Raw genomic sequence first — 16,378 nt, forward strand, 5'->3', positions numbered from 1 at the left:
GAACTCACTCATAATGATAAATAAATTCGCAAATTTCCGTTAACCCATTGCGTATTTCAAGATTTTTTATTCTATCTTGCAAGTCTTTTCGCAAGCTTGCGTTGGAAAGTATTTCGGTTGTTTTATTGACAATGTCTTTCGGTTTTGTTAAATACCAGCCGACATTATGTTTGCATACATAGAGCATATTCCCCAATTCCTGTCCTCTGACATAAGAAGAAATAATAAGCGGTTTCCTAACGCTTAAAACCTCCATAATAGTAGCAGGACCGCTTTTTCCGATAACGCAGTCTGAGATATTGATAAGATCCGGCATAAAAGAAATAAAGCCGAATATTTTTATATTAGTATTTTTTGTTTTACTTACAAGGCGCTCAAGATTTGCTTTTAAAATCTTATTTTTACCGCAAACAATCAAAAGATGGTGCTGAAAATTGTTTTTGATAAAGGCTTTTACAATCGGAATTGCTTTTTTTAAGCCTTCTCCTCCGCCTGCGATTAAGACGACTTTTGCATTTTTCGGAATTTGCAATCGTTCCCTGACCTCGTTTTTTTGCTGTTCCGTATACGGCTTATCGAATTTTTCCGATAAAATCAAAGGAAAGCGATAAACCCTATCGGGAGAAAAACCGCGCCGTATTGCTTCTTGTCTGATTTTTTCCGAGAACACAATAAGTTCCGTTTGTTTTTCATAAAACCAAATAGGATGAGCGGTAAACGGATCCATTACAATGGAGATCAATGGAATGCGCGGATTTACAACATCAATGGCTTTTCGTAACAGCGGGATCAGTATTTCATGTAAACATACAACTTTTGTTATTTTTTCTTTACGCAAAAAAGAACGCAAATAAGGGGAAATAAAAGACTTAATAATTGCTTCTGAGAGCCTTAAAACAAAAGGGTTTGAGGTTAACTGATAGAAAAACACAAAACCAAGTTCAAAATAATTGGAAGAAAGTGAGTATCCCTTTTCAAAAAAGAATCTAATCGGCGGAATCACGTCATCAAAGCCATCCTGTTTTATACAAACGCAGTCGTCCGGATAGGTTTGCTCTATTTTTTGCAGTAAGGCAGTCGCTCCTGAAACATGCCCTCCACCGGTTCGTAAGTAAAAAAATGCAATTCGCTGTTCCATAATGGCAACTATAACAGATTTTATCCCTCATCACAAGTGTACTTTTTTATCTTTCCCTACAGAAAAAAAGGCGGTCACCTCCAGCGGAGCTTACGCATGAACAGGGTGCGGCCGACCCTCCAACCGACTTTTGAGTACTGATTCCAACCTATGTTTAAAAACTTCCTGTTATAAAAAGGAGCTTGACACGGCGCAACGGTGAACAAACTTACCATAGGGATGCTGAATCGCATGCCGCTTGTTGATGCTTCGATAGAAAAAACTACAAACGGTTTTTTATTTTTCTTTACAAACCGTAACTTCCGTAGTATGCTGATTCTGGTGGTAATACCACAGACATTGTGGAGAAAATATGCAAAAAAAACAAGAAGAATTTAAAAAGGATACTCTTGCGTCCATGATTCAAGATATGATTTTAAGCGGAGCTATTTTGCCGGGTGAACGGCTTGCACCCGAGAGGGAGTTGGCTGAAACCTTCGGAGTTTCCCGTCCCGCTATTCACGAAGCTTTGCTGCAATTGCAGGCAAAGGGCTTTATTGTAATTCGCCCGCGGCACGGCTGTGTTGTAAATGATTTTTCCACACCTGCCTCAATCAGTCTTATGACAGAGTTGTATCTTAACAATAGAATGGAGTCGCCTGAAAAAATAGAAGCGGGTCTTGTGGAATTTCGGCAAATTATTTTAACCGAGGTTATAAAAAAGATTATTGCAAAAACCGCAAAACTTTCTGTAAAAGCACGCGATAAATTTTTCCTTCCTTTAGAAAATTTAATTGAGTTTTCCGAAACTGAAAACAGCGAAAAAATATCTCATGAAGATTTTGAATTTTATAAAGTACTGATTGGTTTATCTGCCCAGCCGATTTTTTTGCTTGTTATTGAAGCTGCACGGGAAATTTACATCTATCAATTTAGGCAGTTTTTGTATAAAAATGCAGAAAGCATTTACCGTATACCGGAATACAAAGCTAATTTTATCGAAGCCTTAAAATCGAGAAATGAAGAAAAGGCTGTTGAAATAATGCGGAAGCTCACAGAGCCGAAAACCTATCGCTCTAAAAAAACTTCCGCAAAAAAAAGAAGGAATTGAGTATGAACGAAACAGCTGCTCTCGAAACAAAACTAAAAAAATTAAAAAAAGCACTGCGCAAGCTCGGACTTGAGGAAAAAGTAAACGTTACTTTGGATGTCCGCTCCGTCGTGGTTACAGGAGATGTTTCTTCAATGGAAGAAAGAATGAGTGCAGGTTACACCGCTGCCCGCTTCGGATTTAAGGGCGTTGTAAACGATGTAACAATTAACGGAAAAGGCGAAGCTCCGATGCGCGTGCCGACAATACGGGATTCACTTTTAGAAGGGCGTGAGTTTGATGTGGTTATTATCGGTGGCGGCGTTATCGGCTGTGCTATTGCGAGGGAACTTTCGCGGTACGATTTGCGCATTGCCTTATTTGAAAAAGAAAGCGATGTTGCAATGCAGGCCTCCGGCCGAAACGACGGCATGATTCATCTGGGCTTTGCCGATAATCCTAAAAAGAAAAAGGGCAAATTTAACACGCGCGGGAACAGAATGTATACGGAGGTGGCGCAGCAACTGGACTTTGCAATAAACCGCTTTCAACACCGCTTTTAAAATTACTTGTTCCGTATTTTAAGCACCGCTGCAAACTAAACGGAGTTGACGGCGAGTACGGCTACCTATCGCCGAAGCAGGTAAAAGAACTTGAGCCGAATATAAATAAAAAAAATTACGGCGGCTTTTGGCAGCCCTCAGCCGGTGTCGCTTCTCCAATGCAGGTAACAATAGCCTATGCGGAAAATGCGGCGCAAAACGGTGTAGAGTTTTTTCTGAATACCGCCGCAACCGGCATGATTAAAAACGGGAATGCAATTTCTCAGATTATAACAAACCGCGGCACTTGCAATGCAAGCTTGGTAATTAATGCGGCGGGAGTTTGGGCTGATGTGGTTGCGGGTTTTGCGGGCGATCGTTTTTTTTCAATTCACGGAAGAAAGGGCACCGACGCTATTTTGGATAAGCGTTTAAACGGAGCGCAAAAAACAAGTGCGGCAATGCCCGATCTTTTAAAGCTGAGAAAAGGGCATTCAAAGGGCGGCTGTTCTCAGATTGTGCAGCCGATAACCGAGAGCGACGTTTTTTCGGGAGGTGCAAAATGAAAAAATCTACAACAGAGCATTATGATGTTGCGGTTATCGGCGGCTGTCCCGCAGGAATGGCTGCAGCCCTTGCCACCTCGGAAAAAAATCCGAATAGCCGCATCGCCTTAATTGAACGCGAACAGCAAATTGGCGGCATATTAAAGCAATGCATTCACGACGGCTTCGGGCTCATTCGTTTTAAGGAGCGGCTTACCGGCCCCGAGTACGCATGGCGGTATAAAGAGATGGTAGAACAATCGAAAAATATTGATATTTTTTGCTTTACCTTTTTAACAAAACTGGAAAAAGTTTTTGACGAGGAGGTCGATTCTGCCGGCAATGCCGCAGTCAATGCTGCCGGAAATACAGCGGGCAACGCAACTTTTAAAATGGAATTTACAAACCCCGACTACGGTATTTTTACACTGACCGCAAAAGCTTTGGTTGCAGCTATGGGCTGCCGCGAACGCACCGACCGGCAAGTAAATATCCATGGGGACAGACCCGCAGGCATTTTTACCGCAGGACAAGCACAAGCCTTTATCAATATGTTCGGATACCTTCACGGAAAAAAATGTGTTATACTCGGCTCTGGCGATATCGGCCTCATCATGGCGCGCAGGCTTACGCTTGAAGGGGCGGCAGTCGAGGACGTGTACGAAATTAAACCGACCCCCTCAGGACTCACCCGCAACATTGTGCAGTGTTTAGACGATTATCAAATCTCCTTGCATTTATCTGCAACGGTAACTTCTATTGAAGGGAGAGAGCGGGTTGAAGCTGTAAAGGTTGCGCGCGTAGATAAAAACATGAATCCTATTGCAGGCACTGAAAAACGAATCCCCTGCGATTGCTTAATTGTCAGTGTCGGGCTCATTCCCGAAAATGATATTCTTTCGGGGCTCAATGTTCCGATGGATAAAAGAACAAAGGACCGATTGTAGATCAGTTTATGCAAACAAAAATTGAAGGCTTGTTTTCGTGCGGCAATGCACTGCATGTAAACGACTTAGTTGACTATGTTTCGGAATCGGGAAAGATTGCAGGCGAAGCCACAGCGGATTTTGCCGCAGGAAAACCGCAAAGCCGAGCCGCTCAAAACCTACCAGCGCAAAGTCGAACCACTCAAAACCTAGCAGCGCAAACCGGAGCCGAGCAAAACCCATCCGCAAGCGGGCTTAAAAAAACCATACAGATCACGGGAAAAATTCTGTATGCGGTTCCGCAAGAAATCACCGAAACTGAAAGCGGGGAAGTTATTTTTTATTTCCGCTCCTCGGAAGAGCTTGAACAGGCGCGCCTCACCTTGCGAGACGGAGACACCATCCTTTTTGATAAAAAATACGCAATCTTAAAGCCGCCCGAAATGGAACGCTTTAAACTGCCTGCGGAAAAAATGCTCGAAGCAAAAAAATTAGAGCTCGTGTTAACAACAGAAACGGAGGAAAAATAAAAATGGCGGAAACAAAAAATATTATTTGCACAGCATGCCCGCGCGGCTGCCGCTTAGTCGTTGAAATTGAAAACTTAGATGCGCAGGGAATTTCAGTTTCCGGAAACAAGTGCCCGAAGGGAGAAGCTTACGGAAAACAGGAAGCTGTATGTCCTATGCGCATGCTGACAACAACCGTTGCTTCGTCAGTGAAAGATAAGCCGCGACTTTCGGTAAAAACAAGCGATGTGGTTCCGCTAAAAAATTTTGCGGAATACATGCGGCGTATTCGAAGTGTAAACGTTTCAAAAGCGTGTAAACCCGGCGACATTATCGTAAAAGATTTTGCCGGAGCGGGAATAGATTTACTTGCAACGGGAGGTACAGTATGAAAACAATTTTAACGGTTGACTGCGGAACCCAGAGTTTGCGCGCAATGATATTTGATACAGCGGGCAATGTTCTCGCCGGAGAACGAATTGCATACAAGCCCCACACAACACCGCAGCCCGGCTGGGCAGAGCAAGACGTTTCAGTTTATTGGGAAGCACTAAAAACCGGCATTGCCCGCATAAAGAATGCAAACCCTGAAGCCTTTGCGCAGCTTGCGGGTATCGGTGTTACCACCATACGCGCCTCAACAGTTTTAGTTGACAAAAACGGTAAGGTGCTGCGCCCCGCTATTATTTGGCTTGATAACAGAACAGCTCGCGGCTCGTATCATCCGAACCGCTTGGTGCGCGCAGCCTTTCATGCGGCGGGCGTATACGATTCGATTGTTTCAGTTCAATCTCGATGCACAATAAACTGGCTGAGAGAAAATGAGCCTGAAACATGGAACAAAACATGGAAGATGTTTTTTCTTTCGGGCTGGTTTATTTATCAGCTTACAGGCGAAGTCTGCGACACTGTTTCTTCTATGGTCGGATATATTCCCTTTGTTAATAAAAAACGCAATTGGGCAAAACCGAATTCCATCGAATCAAAACTCATGCCTTTGGAGGAAGAAAAACGCCACGCCCTTGTAGAAAGCGGGAGCATCATAGGGAGCATAACAAAAAAAGCTGCGGAGGAACTCGGCATTCCTGAGGGCTTACCGCTCGTAGGCTGCGGCAGCGACAAGGCTTGCGAAACAGTCGGAGCCGGTGTTGTAGATTCTTCCCTTGCATCATTGAGTTTCGGCACAACCGCAACAATCGAGGTTTTATCGTCAAAATACTTTGAATATAAAAAACTTTTTCCGGCATACTGCGGAATTATTCCGAACACATGGTTATCGGAATTGGAAATTTACCGCGGCTATTGGATGATAAGCTGGTTTAAAGAAGAACTCTGCCAGCTTGAATGCAAGCAAGCGGAAGAACTCGGAGTAATCCCCGAAAAAATTTTGGATAAGTTTTTACATGCAAGTCCCGCAGGCGGACGCGGACTCATGCTGCAACCCTATTGGGGTGCAAGCATTTTTGACCGCTATGCAAAGGGAAGCATTATCGGCTTCGGCGATGTACACGAGCGTGATGATTTATACCGCGCTATTATTGAAGGCTTAGCCTATTCATTGCGCGAAGGCTTGGAGTTAATTGAAGCGAAAGGAAAACTGCAATGCGAAAAAGTTGCAGCTTCGGGCGGAGCTTCGCAAAGTGATGCGATTTGTCAAATTACCGCAGATATTTTAAATAGAAATTTAGTGCGCGGTAAAACGCTCGAAGCTTCTTCGCTGGGGGCTGCAATTATCACTGCTGCGGGAATCGGAGAATATCCTTCAATTCAGGCGGCGGTAAAACAAATGGTAACTCAGGAAAAAGAATTTATTCCAAATCCTGAAAACCGCGCAATTTATGACGGACTGTTTGAAGTTTATAAAAAAATTTATCCGTCATTAAAAAACATTTACAACGGTTTGCAGAGGGTAACCAATTATCCGGAAGCAAAAAAATTAAATAGCTAACAAGAGATATTATCCTATACATTGATAAAACATACGGAGGTTTATTATGGGAAAGCGATATGAATACAAAGGTTTTAAACCTGTTTGGGAACAGGTACCGCCACCTGCCGGCAGTTTTCGTTCAGTATTAAAATGGGGCAGCCCGCAAGAATTTAAGGAACCGAATGAGAGGCTGTATCGATACATGAAAAATGTTTTTGGAATCGGCGATGAAGTTTTTAAAGAAAAAAAACACGAGGGCTTGGAGCCCATGCCCGAAGAATTGCCGGTTAATCTTGCGAGCGAACACATTGAAAAGCTAAAAGAAATTTTCGGAGAAGCTGAGGTGAGCACTCGCGCAGCTGACAGAATTGCCGTTGCCTACGGAAAAACAATGTATGATGCGTACCGCCTGCGAGAGGGCATACTGGAAAACATTCCCGATGTTGTTGTCTTCCCTTCGGATCATAAGCAAATTGTTGCCCTCGTGGAATACTGCAACACGCATAAAATCCCCGTATATGTATACGGCGGCGGCTCATCAGTTACGCGCGGCGTTGAGGCGGTCAAGGGCGGCATCACGCTGGACATGCGAAAAAATTTTAACAAGGTTTTAAACTTTAACGAAACAAATCAAACCATCACCGTTCAAGCAGGAATGTCAGGTCCGCAACTTGAAGCTCACTTAAACAATGCGCAAAAAGAATTCAATGCAAAGCGTGCATACACATGCAGACATTTTCCTCAATCATTTGAATATTCGTCCGTAGGCGGCTGGATAGTAACCAGAGGCGCAGGACAAAATTCAACCTATTACGGAAACATAAAAGACATTGTTTTTCAGCAAACCTATGTTACGCCTGCAGGCATTGTAAAAAGCTACGGGCTTCCCGCCCATGCAGTCGGTCCCGACATCGATGAGATTATGATGGGCAGCGAAGGAGCTTTCGGAATTCTTACCGATGTTACCTTGCGCTTTTTCCGCTACATGCCTGAGAACCGAAAAAAATTCAGCTTTATTTTTAAGAGCTGGCAAGACGGAATGAATGCATGCCGAGAAATTATGCAAAACGAATCGGGTTTTCCTTCTGTGTTTAGACTTTCCGATGCGGAAGAAACCGACATGGCTTTAAAGCTCTACGGGGTTGAAGGCACTATTGCGGAAAAGCTTATGAACTTTTTTGGCTACGAGCCGATGCAGCGTTGCCTTTTTTTAGGCTGGACAGAAGGAGAAAAAGCATTTTCCAAGCAGCTGTATAAAAAAGTAAAACGCATTTGCAAAAAACACGGTGGCTTTTTTTTAACGGGAAAACCCGTTGACGGCTGGGAACACGGCCGCTTTACCGACCATTACTTGCGCGAATCCTTGCAGGACTACGGCATTATAATCGATACGATGGAATGCAGTGTAACATGGGAGATGATGCCGCACGTCCACGAAGAAGTCCGCAAATTTACAAAATCGCGGCCGCACACTGTCTGCATGACGCATTTATCGCACGCCTATCCTCAGGGCGCAAACCTCTACTTTATTTTTATCGGACTTTTTAAAGACAAGGAAGAATATGTAGAATATCAGTACGGCATCTTCGACAACATACAGAAAGCAGGTGCCGCCATGAGTCACCACCACGGCGTCGGAAAAATGACCGCCGCATGGGTTGAACAATCGATAGGCCAAACTAATTTTGAAATCTTTAAAGCACTCAAAGCACACTTTGATCCGAATAATATTATGAACCCCGGCGGCACCCTCGGCCTCGACATGACCGAAGCGCAAAAACGCAAACCGAAATTTGCAGGGAAAACCTGGGATAGTCCTGAGTATTAGCATGACATTTTATTGTGCTTACGGATTTAAGCATTCCTATGGAAAATTGCTCGCTCTTGCCAAATTCCAAACGATGTTTTACCTGACACTCCGGCGTAAGCAGGCAAAACTCGTTGGCGAAGCGGAGGCAAATTGTTAACGCTTCGCCCTATGGTAAATTACCCACCGTTGTCAAAACTCAGAACCGCCACGGATGGTAGTGGTTCCAAACAGAAGCGACGTTTTAAAGCAAGACTATTTGTAGAGCTTTAAAATTCGCAGGTTTGGTTTTGACAAGGATGTCAAAACTCAGAACAAATTCAAACGATGTTTAAAAGCATCAATACAAAATTATAAAATTGAAGCTTTTAAACTCGCAGCACTGATTTAATCAAGAATACTAAAAATCAGTGCGTGGCGGTGGTTCTAAACAGAATTGAGTTTGAAAACTACCACAGCATACTCGGAGTTTTCAAACTCATAGGTTTGGTTTTGCCACGGAAGTCAAAACTCAGAACGGGCACGGACGCCCGTGGTTTCAAACAGAAGCGAGTTTTAAAGCAGGACAGATTGCAAAGCTTTAAAACTCGCAGGTTTGGTTTTGACAAGGACGTCAAAACCAAACCGTTGGACTCTTTTTTTATAAAATGCCGAAATTATTTTCGTGCAGGTTCAAAGCGGTAATGAGGGTGCTTCGGAAAATAATGGGGGATTTTGTCTTGAAATTATCGACATAAAGAATTTTTCTTTATATAATACATCTAAAAATTTTACATAAAAGAGGCGAAATATGCGAGCAGTTATTCAGCGAGTTACAAGCGGTGCAATTGCCATCGATAAAAAAGAGCGCGGGAGAATAGGGCAGGGGTTTGTGATTTTGCTTGGTATTGCACCGAGCGATACCGATGCGGATATTGACTGGTTGGTAAAGAAAATTTCTGCTTTGCGGGTTTTTGATGATGCTGAGGGAAAAATGAATCTTTCAATACAGGATATAACCGGTGAGATTTTACTTGTCAGCCAGTTTACTCTCTTTGCAAGCTCTAAAAAAGGGAATCGCCCTTCGTTTAATTTTGCCGCTGACCCTTCAATCGCGATTCCTCTGTATGAAAAAATGATTTCCGCATTGGAAAAAGCTTTAGGAAAACCGATACAAACAGGAGTATTCGGCGCAAACATGCAGATTGAGATTCATAATGACGGGCCGGTAACAATTTTGTTAGACAGTAAGGTGCGGGAATGATTAAGCTTATCGCCTTTTTAGGTAATCATGGCAGAGAGTATGCAAGAACTCGGCATAATGCCGCATGGATTATCAGCGAGAAAATTGCCGTCTCAAAAAATGTCTCGTGGCAGCATAAGTTTTCAGGCAATTATGCCCAGGCTCCTTTTTCTTGCACCGGCGGAGAAGTTGTGCACTTACTAAAGCCTGAAACGTATATGAATCTTTCGGGAGTGAGTGTGAAAGCTTTGGTGAGCTTTTATAAATTAAAACCGGAAGAAATTTTAGTTGTTCATGATGAACTTGAGCTTGCGCCTGCGGCAATTAGTTTTAAGTGGGCGGGCGGTTTAGGCGGCCATAACGGGTTGCGCTCGATAAAAGCACAACTCGGTACTGCGGATTTTTGGCGTCTTCGTATCGGTATCGGCAGGCCTGATTTTTCCGCACAAGGCGGGAATGCACATCCTGATATTGCAGGCTATGTGCTTTCTCTTTTTTCGCAACACGAACTTGAAGACATCGAAAAAATTATTCCGTCATTGGATGAGCTTTTTGCCGCTCTTTTACCGCCTACCGAAAATTTATCGGCATTACTGAAAACATGGGGGAAAAAGCCGCTGACAACATAAATACTGCTTTTTGAATAAAACCCTTTGTTATTTTACACAAACTGTAAAAAATTTTATAAAAAAGAGTTTGACACGGCGCAACGGCGAACCCTTGGAATTGCTACCTTTGCTTCGCCTACGAGTTTTAAAGCTTCAATTTTACGGTTTTGTGTTGATGCTTTAAAACATCGTTTGGAATTTCGCAACGGTAGGCAATTTACCATAGTGATGCTTAAATCCGCAGTCCCTTATTGTTAGTGCTCCAATTTGTATAACCGGAAGTTAATTACAAAACGCTACACTAGCAACGGTAAGTAATTTACCATAGCAATGTTAAATCTGCAAACCGTTATGGTTAATGCTCAAAATAATATACCAGCACAATTACAAAACGGTATACCGGCGTTAAAATACTGCATAATGCCGACCTTTATATTGCTGATTCTTTAAAATCGGCAATTTTGTAGTAAGATTATTATCCGGTAAAAAATAATTGGTTAGCTTTGGCTTTCGTAAATTTTCTTTTCGAAGGTAAACTGAATATAATAATCTTCAAGCGTGCGTTTCGGTCCTTCTATTGTAAGTCGAAGGCGGGCATCGGCATTTGTTTTTCTTTTTATAAAAGACGCATAAAAAGATTTCGGATCATCTGCCTCCATGTATGCGCTTTTACCGATCAGTCGATAAACTTCATCTCTTCCAATTGCGGATACACCGTTTTTTTTAAGTTCTTTACGAATAAAATTTATTTCTTCATATGAGATGCCGAATAAGAATTCTTCCAATGCTTGTCCAACCTCCGGATCGGGAAGTTTTTGGATCATAAACTCTTCCCATAACTCATCAAGCTCCATAGAAAGCAAAAATAATTCACTTGCACCGAGCATTGAACCAAAATTCGGGGCAATTTTGTTTCTTGCAAGCCAAACTTTGTTTAAAACCGGCGTAAAATCTGCCGCGCGATCATCTAAACGGTGCTCCCAAAGCTCGGTCAGCGATTCCGCTACTTCTTTTTTAATTGCGGTATCAAGTTTTTGATTGTCAAGCAGGGCGGTGTATACATCTTCCGCCATCAAAACAAAGACAATATGTAAAATTGCCTGTCGTAATTCAATTATGTCTTTTTCTTCAAGATAGGCATTCATTGCCATTTTTGTGATAGCAGAAAACGTGTGTAACTTTGCCACAAGAAAACCTTTGCCAAGCACCGCTTTTGTTGGCATGGATAAAAGCCGTTCATCGGGAGAAAGCGTGCAAAGCGTATCTATCAGCGTTTGTGCCGATCGCGCCTCACCTGCCAGAACACTTCGCTCGTCAATAGGCGGATAGCGGGATATTGAGACGGCAAGCCTTTCAAGATCCATAATCCTTGTTGCGATTCCCATGACACTTTCCGACGAATATGCGCGTAAATCTGTAAAGATTTTATCTATTAAACGATGTTCTTTCGGATTTAAAACAACAATGTCGGATGACGCCTTTTTCATATTTTGCTCGAGATTGTTTTTAAGACTAAACGATGATGAAGCAGTATCCATAGATTATCATTATACATTTGAATCCTATAATTTACCAGCTTTTTTCATAATTTCTTTACACAGGTAAAACCACTTTTTTACTTATGTACACAAAAAATACCATGACACGCAGGCGAGCCCGCCTCGCAGCGGCGCTGCGTAGATTTTGCGGGTCTATTAATTGTATGGAAGTTAATTACAAAGCGTTACAACGATATAGAAGAAAATAAACTAGTATAACGTTTTTTTAATACATCTTACCAAAAACGTAAAAAATTTTATAAAAAAGAGTTCGACACGGCACAAGGGCGAACCCTTAGAATTCCTACCGTTGGTTCGCCTACGAGTTTTAAAGCTTCAATGTTACAAAACAGTGTTGATGCTTTAAAACATCGTTTGAAATTTAGTAACGGTGAGCAATTTACCATAGGAATACTTAAATTCGCAGTCCTCATTGTTAATACTCCGATTTTTATAACAGGAACTTAATTACAAAACGCTACACTAGCCGATAATAAATTGAATTTTTTTGATAATAAATCTCTTTTATTTTTTGTTATTGTTATATATACTGAGAAATCAGGAGTACGGAATGATTGGAATTTTTATTATTATCATGATTATAGTTTCTCTTTCTGGCTATATGTTTGCAAATTCTTTTTGTTATGCGTTTTATCGTACAGGTTGTACAACAATAAATAAATTAATTACCACAAAAGCTATACGTCATATTTTTTCGATTTTATCGGTATATGCCGGCTTTAAATTTAAAGGAGATTATCAGTTTGTGCCGGAACTTCCGCCTCAGTACATGATTTTATCGAATCATCAAAGTATTATCGATATCCCTTTATTTATGCGATATCTCGATGGTTCACGCTTGCGTTTTATGTCAAAAAAAGAACTTGGGAACAATGTTCCGCTTGTTTCAGTTATGCTAAAAAGCGGAAAGCATTGTTTGGTTGATCGAAACGGACAATCCATATCTGTGATACGAACTATAGATAAATTTGCAGAGAATATAAAAAAAGAAAACCTGATACCGGTTGTTTTTCCGGAAGGGACTCGGTCCCGTGACGGAAAATTGCGTACATTTCATGCAGCCGGTTTTAGACGGCTTATTTCGCAAGCACCCATGCCGGTTGCAGTGTGTGCGCTTGATGGGGGGTGGAATATTGCCTCCATAAAAACAATCGCTCAGAATCTTAAAGGAGGTGCATATAAGGTTAAAGTACTTAAAATTTATCCTGCGCCTCAAACAAAAGACGAACAGGTTCATATTCTTGAAGAAGGAAAAAAACTTATTCAAAAACAGCTTGATGAATGGCGTGAAAAAAATTGAGATTCAGGCGATGTCCGGTATAAAAACAAAAGGCTTTCTAAAGATGAAAATCTTTGAAAGCCTTCTTTAAGACAACAGGCATAATAAAATTCATATGCCGGTTTTTTACATGGATAAAATTATTTAAAATCCTTCGGTCTGCGCTCTACACGCTTACACTTCGGGCATTCCGCTATGTTTTTAATTTTTCCATTGTCTACAATTGTTTTTAACACAACCTCTCCGCCGCAGGGGCAGCTAAAATGCTGTGTAGCCGTTGCGGTACGGGAGTTTTTACTTGCTCCAGCCATATTAAACCTCCTCAACCAAAAATAATACACTATAATGTAGTAAAAAGGCTTTTTTCTGTCAAGGGGCGAATAAAATTACTCACGACAAGAGCAGGACTTTCTGATAATACGCCCGTAAAAAATTTTATAAAAAAGAGTTCGACATGGCACAAGGGCGAAGCCTTGGAGTTTCTACCTTTGGTTCGCCCAGTTACCCTGGAATATCAGGCAAAACATCGCTTGAAAATTGGTTTTGACGTCCGTGTGAAACCTTCATTCACGAGTTTACAAACAAAACTTTACTATTTGAGGTTTTGTTTGTAAACATCGATTCTGCGCAGAACCATCGCCGTCCATGGCGGTTACATGTTCGCTTATTGCGTAAAATATTTTAACGGGTTATAGTGCTAGCGGAGATGCGGTAAACAAACAAGCTTGTTTTTAATATGCCGGCGTATAAAAACAGAGAAGTTTTTTGCAGGGAGGTAAGGATGGATTTTTTAAAAAGAGCAAAAGAAATTGAAGATGAAATTATTCACAACAGGCGGGAGCTGCATAAGATACCGGAGTTGGAACTTAACTTGCCTAAAACAGTTCAATATGTGTGCGCTCAATTACATGAGATGGATATTAAGCATCGGCTTTTAGTAAACGGAAATGCGATTGTTGCGGAGGTCGGCGGAAAAAATTCGGGGAAGTGTATTGCAATACGAGCCGACATGGACGCTCTGCCTATTTTGGAAGAAACGGGTTTGCCGTTTGCATCAACCCATTCGGGAAAAATGCACGCTTGCGGACATGACGGGCATACCGCAATGGCGCTCGGAGCCGCAAAGCTGCTAAAAGAAAAAGAAAATGAACTAAAAGGCTACGTTAAATTTTTCTTTCAGCCCGGTGAGGAAATTCCGGGCGGAGCTAAACCGATGATAGATGAAGGCTGTATGGAAAATCCAAAAGTTGATGCCGTTGTTGGATTGCACGAAGGTGCCGTTTTCGGAAACTTTCCAACGGGTACTATCGCATATAAAAAAGGGGCGATGATGGCATCAATGGACAGGTTTAAAATCACAGTTAAGGGTAGGGGAGGGCACGGTGCGCGCCCTACGGATTTTATCGACCCCATTGCAACTATTTCAGAAATCAATATGGGTATTCAAAAGATTATCAGCCGCGAGATTGATCCGACAACTGCGGCTCTTATTTCCGTTTGTCAAATCCACGGAGGCACAAGTCAAAATATTATTCCCGAAACAGTTTGGGAAGAAGGGACGGTAAGAACGCTTGATGAAAAAACAAGAGACTTTGTTGAAAAACGGCTTACAGAAATTTCTCAGAATATTGCCCGTGCGTATAATGCTGAAGCTGAAGTTTTGTATGAACGATTTTATCCTGTTGTTGTAAATGATTTTGCATTTACCGAATTTGCAAAAAACATTGCAATAGATTTATTCGGTGAAGAAAAAGTACTGGAGCTTCCTGTTCCGACAATGGGAGGAGAAGACATTGCTTTCTTTTTACAAAAAGCTCCGGGTACCTATTTCGGTTTAAATAATTTAAAAAAAGATAAAACAGGAGTAGCGCATCCTCATCACAGCTCAAAGTTTGATGTTGAAGAAAACACCTTTTATCTTGGAACCGCTTTGCTTGCAGCGGTTGCATATAGATTTCTTAGCGAGGAGGAAGTATGAAAAATATTAAACTGCATTTAATCGCTTTTGGCATTGTTATTATTGCGGAACTGATCGGAAAACATAGTTTCAATATTGGAATAGGAACGATTGTTTTATTGCCTATGCTCTTTTCTCTTGTAATCGGAGTTTTGACCACCCCGAAATTTTTAAATATTGCAAAACAAAAAGAGATGGACGATGCCGGAAAATTAATTACTGTAACACTTATGTTGTTGATGGCAAAATACGGTACAACAATCGGGCCTACAATAAGCACAATTATTAAATCATCGCCTGCGCTTATTTTGCAAGAATTCGGAAATCTTGGAACCGTGCTCTTAGGAGTTCCGCTCGGTATATTGTTAGGGCTCAAGCGCGAGGTTATAGGGGGCGCCCACTCAATTTCAAGAGAGCCGAATGTCGCTCTTATTGCCGAAAGATACGGGCTTGATTCTAAAGAAGGAGAAGGTGTTTTAGGTGTGTACATAATCGGCACCGTATTTGGAACAATCTTTATGGGAGTAATTGCATCTCTGATGGCATCAGCAAAATTATTTCACCCATACTCGCTTGCAATGGCATCGGGCGTCGGATCGGCATCAATGATGACCGCATCGGTTGGAGCTTTGGTGGCACTGTTCCCCGAAATGACAAATGAAATTACCGCCTTTGGTGCAGCTTCAAATCTTCTTTCCGGACTCGACGGCATCTATATGTCAATATTTCTTGCGCTGCCTTTATCGGAAAAATTGTATAAGATTTTTTATAAGCTGAAATACAAAACAGCTCCTGAAGAGGCAGCGACAGAAAAATCAAAGGAGGAAAACAATGAAGTTTAAAGATCAGATTATAGTACTTTTGATTACCTCTGTGATTTCGGTTATTGCAAATTGGATCGGTCCGAAGATAAGTCCCTTGCTGGGAATCCCCGGTGTTGTAATTCTTGCGCTTCTTTGTGTTGCAGGAATCCTTCTTGCTAAAGTAATACCGGGAAAAATTCCCGCAGTTGCGTATATCGTAACAATTGCAACAATAATGACCATCCCCGGCGTGCCCTTTTCTGAACACATAAGTTATTACACTTCAAAAGTAAACTTCACAACGCTGTGCACACCGATACTCGCTTATGCAGGCATATACACCGGAGCTAACCTTGAGGGGCTCAAAAAAACAGGCCCTCGAATTGTGCTCCTTGCAGTATTGGTAATATTAGGAACATATGTCGGTTCAGCCCTCATTGCGGAAGTAATACTTAAAATGCTTGGGCAAATTTGAGGGAGCAGA

At 41.8% G+C, this 16,378-nt stretch carries 14 protein-coding genes and 2 pseudogenes; 13 read left to right on the forward strand and 3 right to left on the reverse strand.

Annotation, left to right across the window (positions count from 1 at the left end; genetic code table 11):
• Positions 1-4: 4 nt before the first annotated feature.
• Positions 5-1,138: a glycosyltransferase gene (locus FUT79_RS05790; protein ID WP_024753371.1), complete on the reverse strand. Its 1,134-nt coding sequence runs from the start codon at positions 1,136-1,138 to the stop codon at positions 5-7.
• Between the two features lie 352 nt (positions 1,139-1,490).
• Here FUT79_RS05790 and FUT79_RS05795 point away from each other — a divergent pair, with 352 nt between their 5' ends.
• The 9 genes and pseudogenes from FUT79_RS05795 (at position 1,491) to pth (ending at position 10,317) form a co-directional block, all read left to right on the forward strand.
• Positions 1,491-2,228, forward strand: coding sequence for a FadR/GntR family transcriptional regulator (locus FUT79_RS05795; protein ID WP_024753373.1), 738 nt, complete (start codon positions 1,491-1,493; stop codon positions 2,226-2,228).
• Between the two features lie 2 nt (positions 2,229-2,230).
• Positions 2,231-2,770 (forward strand): FAD-dependent oxidoreductase, encoded by a 540-nt coding sequence (locus FUT79_RS15700; protein WP_024753374.1) that lies wholly within the window; start codon positions 2,231-2,233, stop codon positions 2,768-2,770.
• Positions 2,771-2,865: 95 nt separating this feature from the next.
• Positions 2,866-3,315 (forward strand): annotated as a pseudogene (locus FUT79_RS15705) (FAD-dependent oxidoreductase); the annotation flags it as partial.
• Positions 3,312-4,750: pseudogene (locus FUT79_RS05805) on the forward strand (NAD(P)/FAD-dependent oxidoreductase). The pseudogenes FUT79_RS15705 and FUT79_RS05805, both read left to right, overlap by 4 nt.
• A 2-nt stretch (positions 4,751-4,752) precedes the next feature.
• Positions 4,753-5,121 (forward strand): DUF1667 domain-containing protein, encoded by a 369-nt coding sequence (locus tag FUT79_RS05810; protein WP_002695738.1) that lies wholly within the window; start codon positions 4,753-4,755, stop codon positions 5,119-5,121.
• Positions 5,118-6,677 carry an FGGY-family carbohydrate kinase gene (locus tag FUT79_RS05815; protein WP_024753376.1) on the forward strand — a complete coding sequence of 520 codons (1,560 nt, stop codon included), beginning with the start codon at positions 5,118-5,120 and terminating at the stop codon, positions 6,675-6,677. The genes FUT79_RS05810 and FUT79_RS05815 overlap by 4 nt, the downstream gene beginning before the upstream one ends.
• A gap of 46 nt (positions 6,678-6,723) precedes the next feature.
• The gene (locus FUT79_RS05820) at positions 6,724-8,487 is read left to right on the forward strand and encodes an FAD-binding oxidoreductase (protein WP_024753377.1); all 1,764 of its coding nucleotides are present in this window, start codon (positions 6,724-6,726) and stop codon (positions 8,485-8,487) included.
• A gap of 769 nt (positions 8,488-9,256) precedes the next feature.
• Positions 9,257-9,709, forward strand: a complete 453-nt coding sequence (gene dtd / locus FUT79_RS05830) for a D-aminoacyl-tRNA deacylase (protein WP_024753378.1) — start codon at positions 9,257-9,259, stop codon at positions 9,707-9,709.
• Entirely contained in the window at positions 9,706-10,317 is a 612-nt protein-coding gene (pth, locus tag FUT79_RS05835) for an aminoacyl-tRNA hydrolase (protein ID WP_002697877.1), read from the forward strand. The genes dtd and pth overlap by 4 nt, the downstream gene beginning before the upstream one ends.
• Positions 10,318-10,793: 476 nt before the next feature.
• Here the strand turns inward: pth and FUT79_RS05840 are convergent, their stop codons facing one another.
• Positions 10,794-11,783 (reverse strand): hypothetical protein, encoded by a 990-nt coding sequence (locus FUT79_RS05840; RefSeq protein ID WP_039914751.1) that lies wholly within the window; start codon positions 11,781-11,783, stop codon positions 10,794-10,796.
• Between the two features lie 622 nt (positions 11,784-12,405).
• Between FUT79_RS05840 and FUT79_RS05845 the strand changes: the two genes are divergently transcribed.
• Positions 12,406-13,155 (forward strand): lysophospholipid acyltransferase family protein, encoded by a 750-nt coding sequence (locus FUT79_RS05845; RefSeq protein ID WP_024753379.1) that lies wholly within the window; start codon positions 12,406-12,408, stop codon positions 13,153-13,155.
• Between the two features lie 119 nt (positions 13,156-13,274).
• On the opposite strand, the gene FUT79_RS05850 is transcribed toward FUT79_RS05845, so the two are convergent.
• Positions 13,275-13,445: a hypothetical protein gene (locus tag FUT79_RS05850; RefSeq protein WP_002697862.1), complete on the reverse strand. Its 171-nt coding sequence runs from the start codon at positions 13,443-13,445 to the stop codon at positions 13,275-13,277.
• A 470-nt stretch (positions 13,446-13,915) separates the two neighbouring features.
• Between FUT79_RS05850 and FUT79_RS05855 the strand changes: the two genes are divergently transcribed.
• The 3 genes from FUT79_RS05855 to FUT79_RS05865 are packed head-to-tail and all read left to right on the forward strand — an operon-like array spanning position 13,916 to position 16,369.
• Complete coding sequence (locus tag FUT79_RS05855) at positions 13,916-15,112, forward strand: M20 metallopeptidase family protein (protein WP_024753380.1); 1,197 nt, start codon at positions 13,916-13,918, stop codon at positions 15,110-15,112.
• Positions 15,109-15,933 (forward strand): DUF3100 domain-containing protein, encoded by an 825-nt coding sequence (locus FUT79_RS05860; protein WP_002697855.1) that lies wholly within the window; start codon positions 15,109-15,111, stop codon positions 15,931-15,933. Before FUT79_RS05855 ends, FUT79_RS05860 begins: the two co-directional genes overlap by 4 nt.
• Positions 15,923-16,369: a hypothetical protein gene (locus tag FUT79_RS05865; protein ID WP_002697854.1), complete on the forward strand. Its 447-nt coding sequence runs from the start codon at positions 15,923-15,925 to the stop codon at positions 16,367-16,369. The genes FUT79_RS05860 and FUT79_RS05865 overlap by 11 nt, the downstream gene beginning before the upstream one ends.
• Positions 16,370-16,378 lie beyond the last annotated feature (9 nt).

The organism is Treponema phagedenis (assembly GCF_008153345.1).
Lineage (GTDB): Bacteria > Spirochaetota > Spirochaetia > Treponematales > Treponemataceae > Treponema > Treponema phagedenis.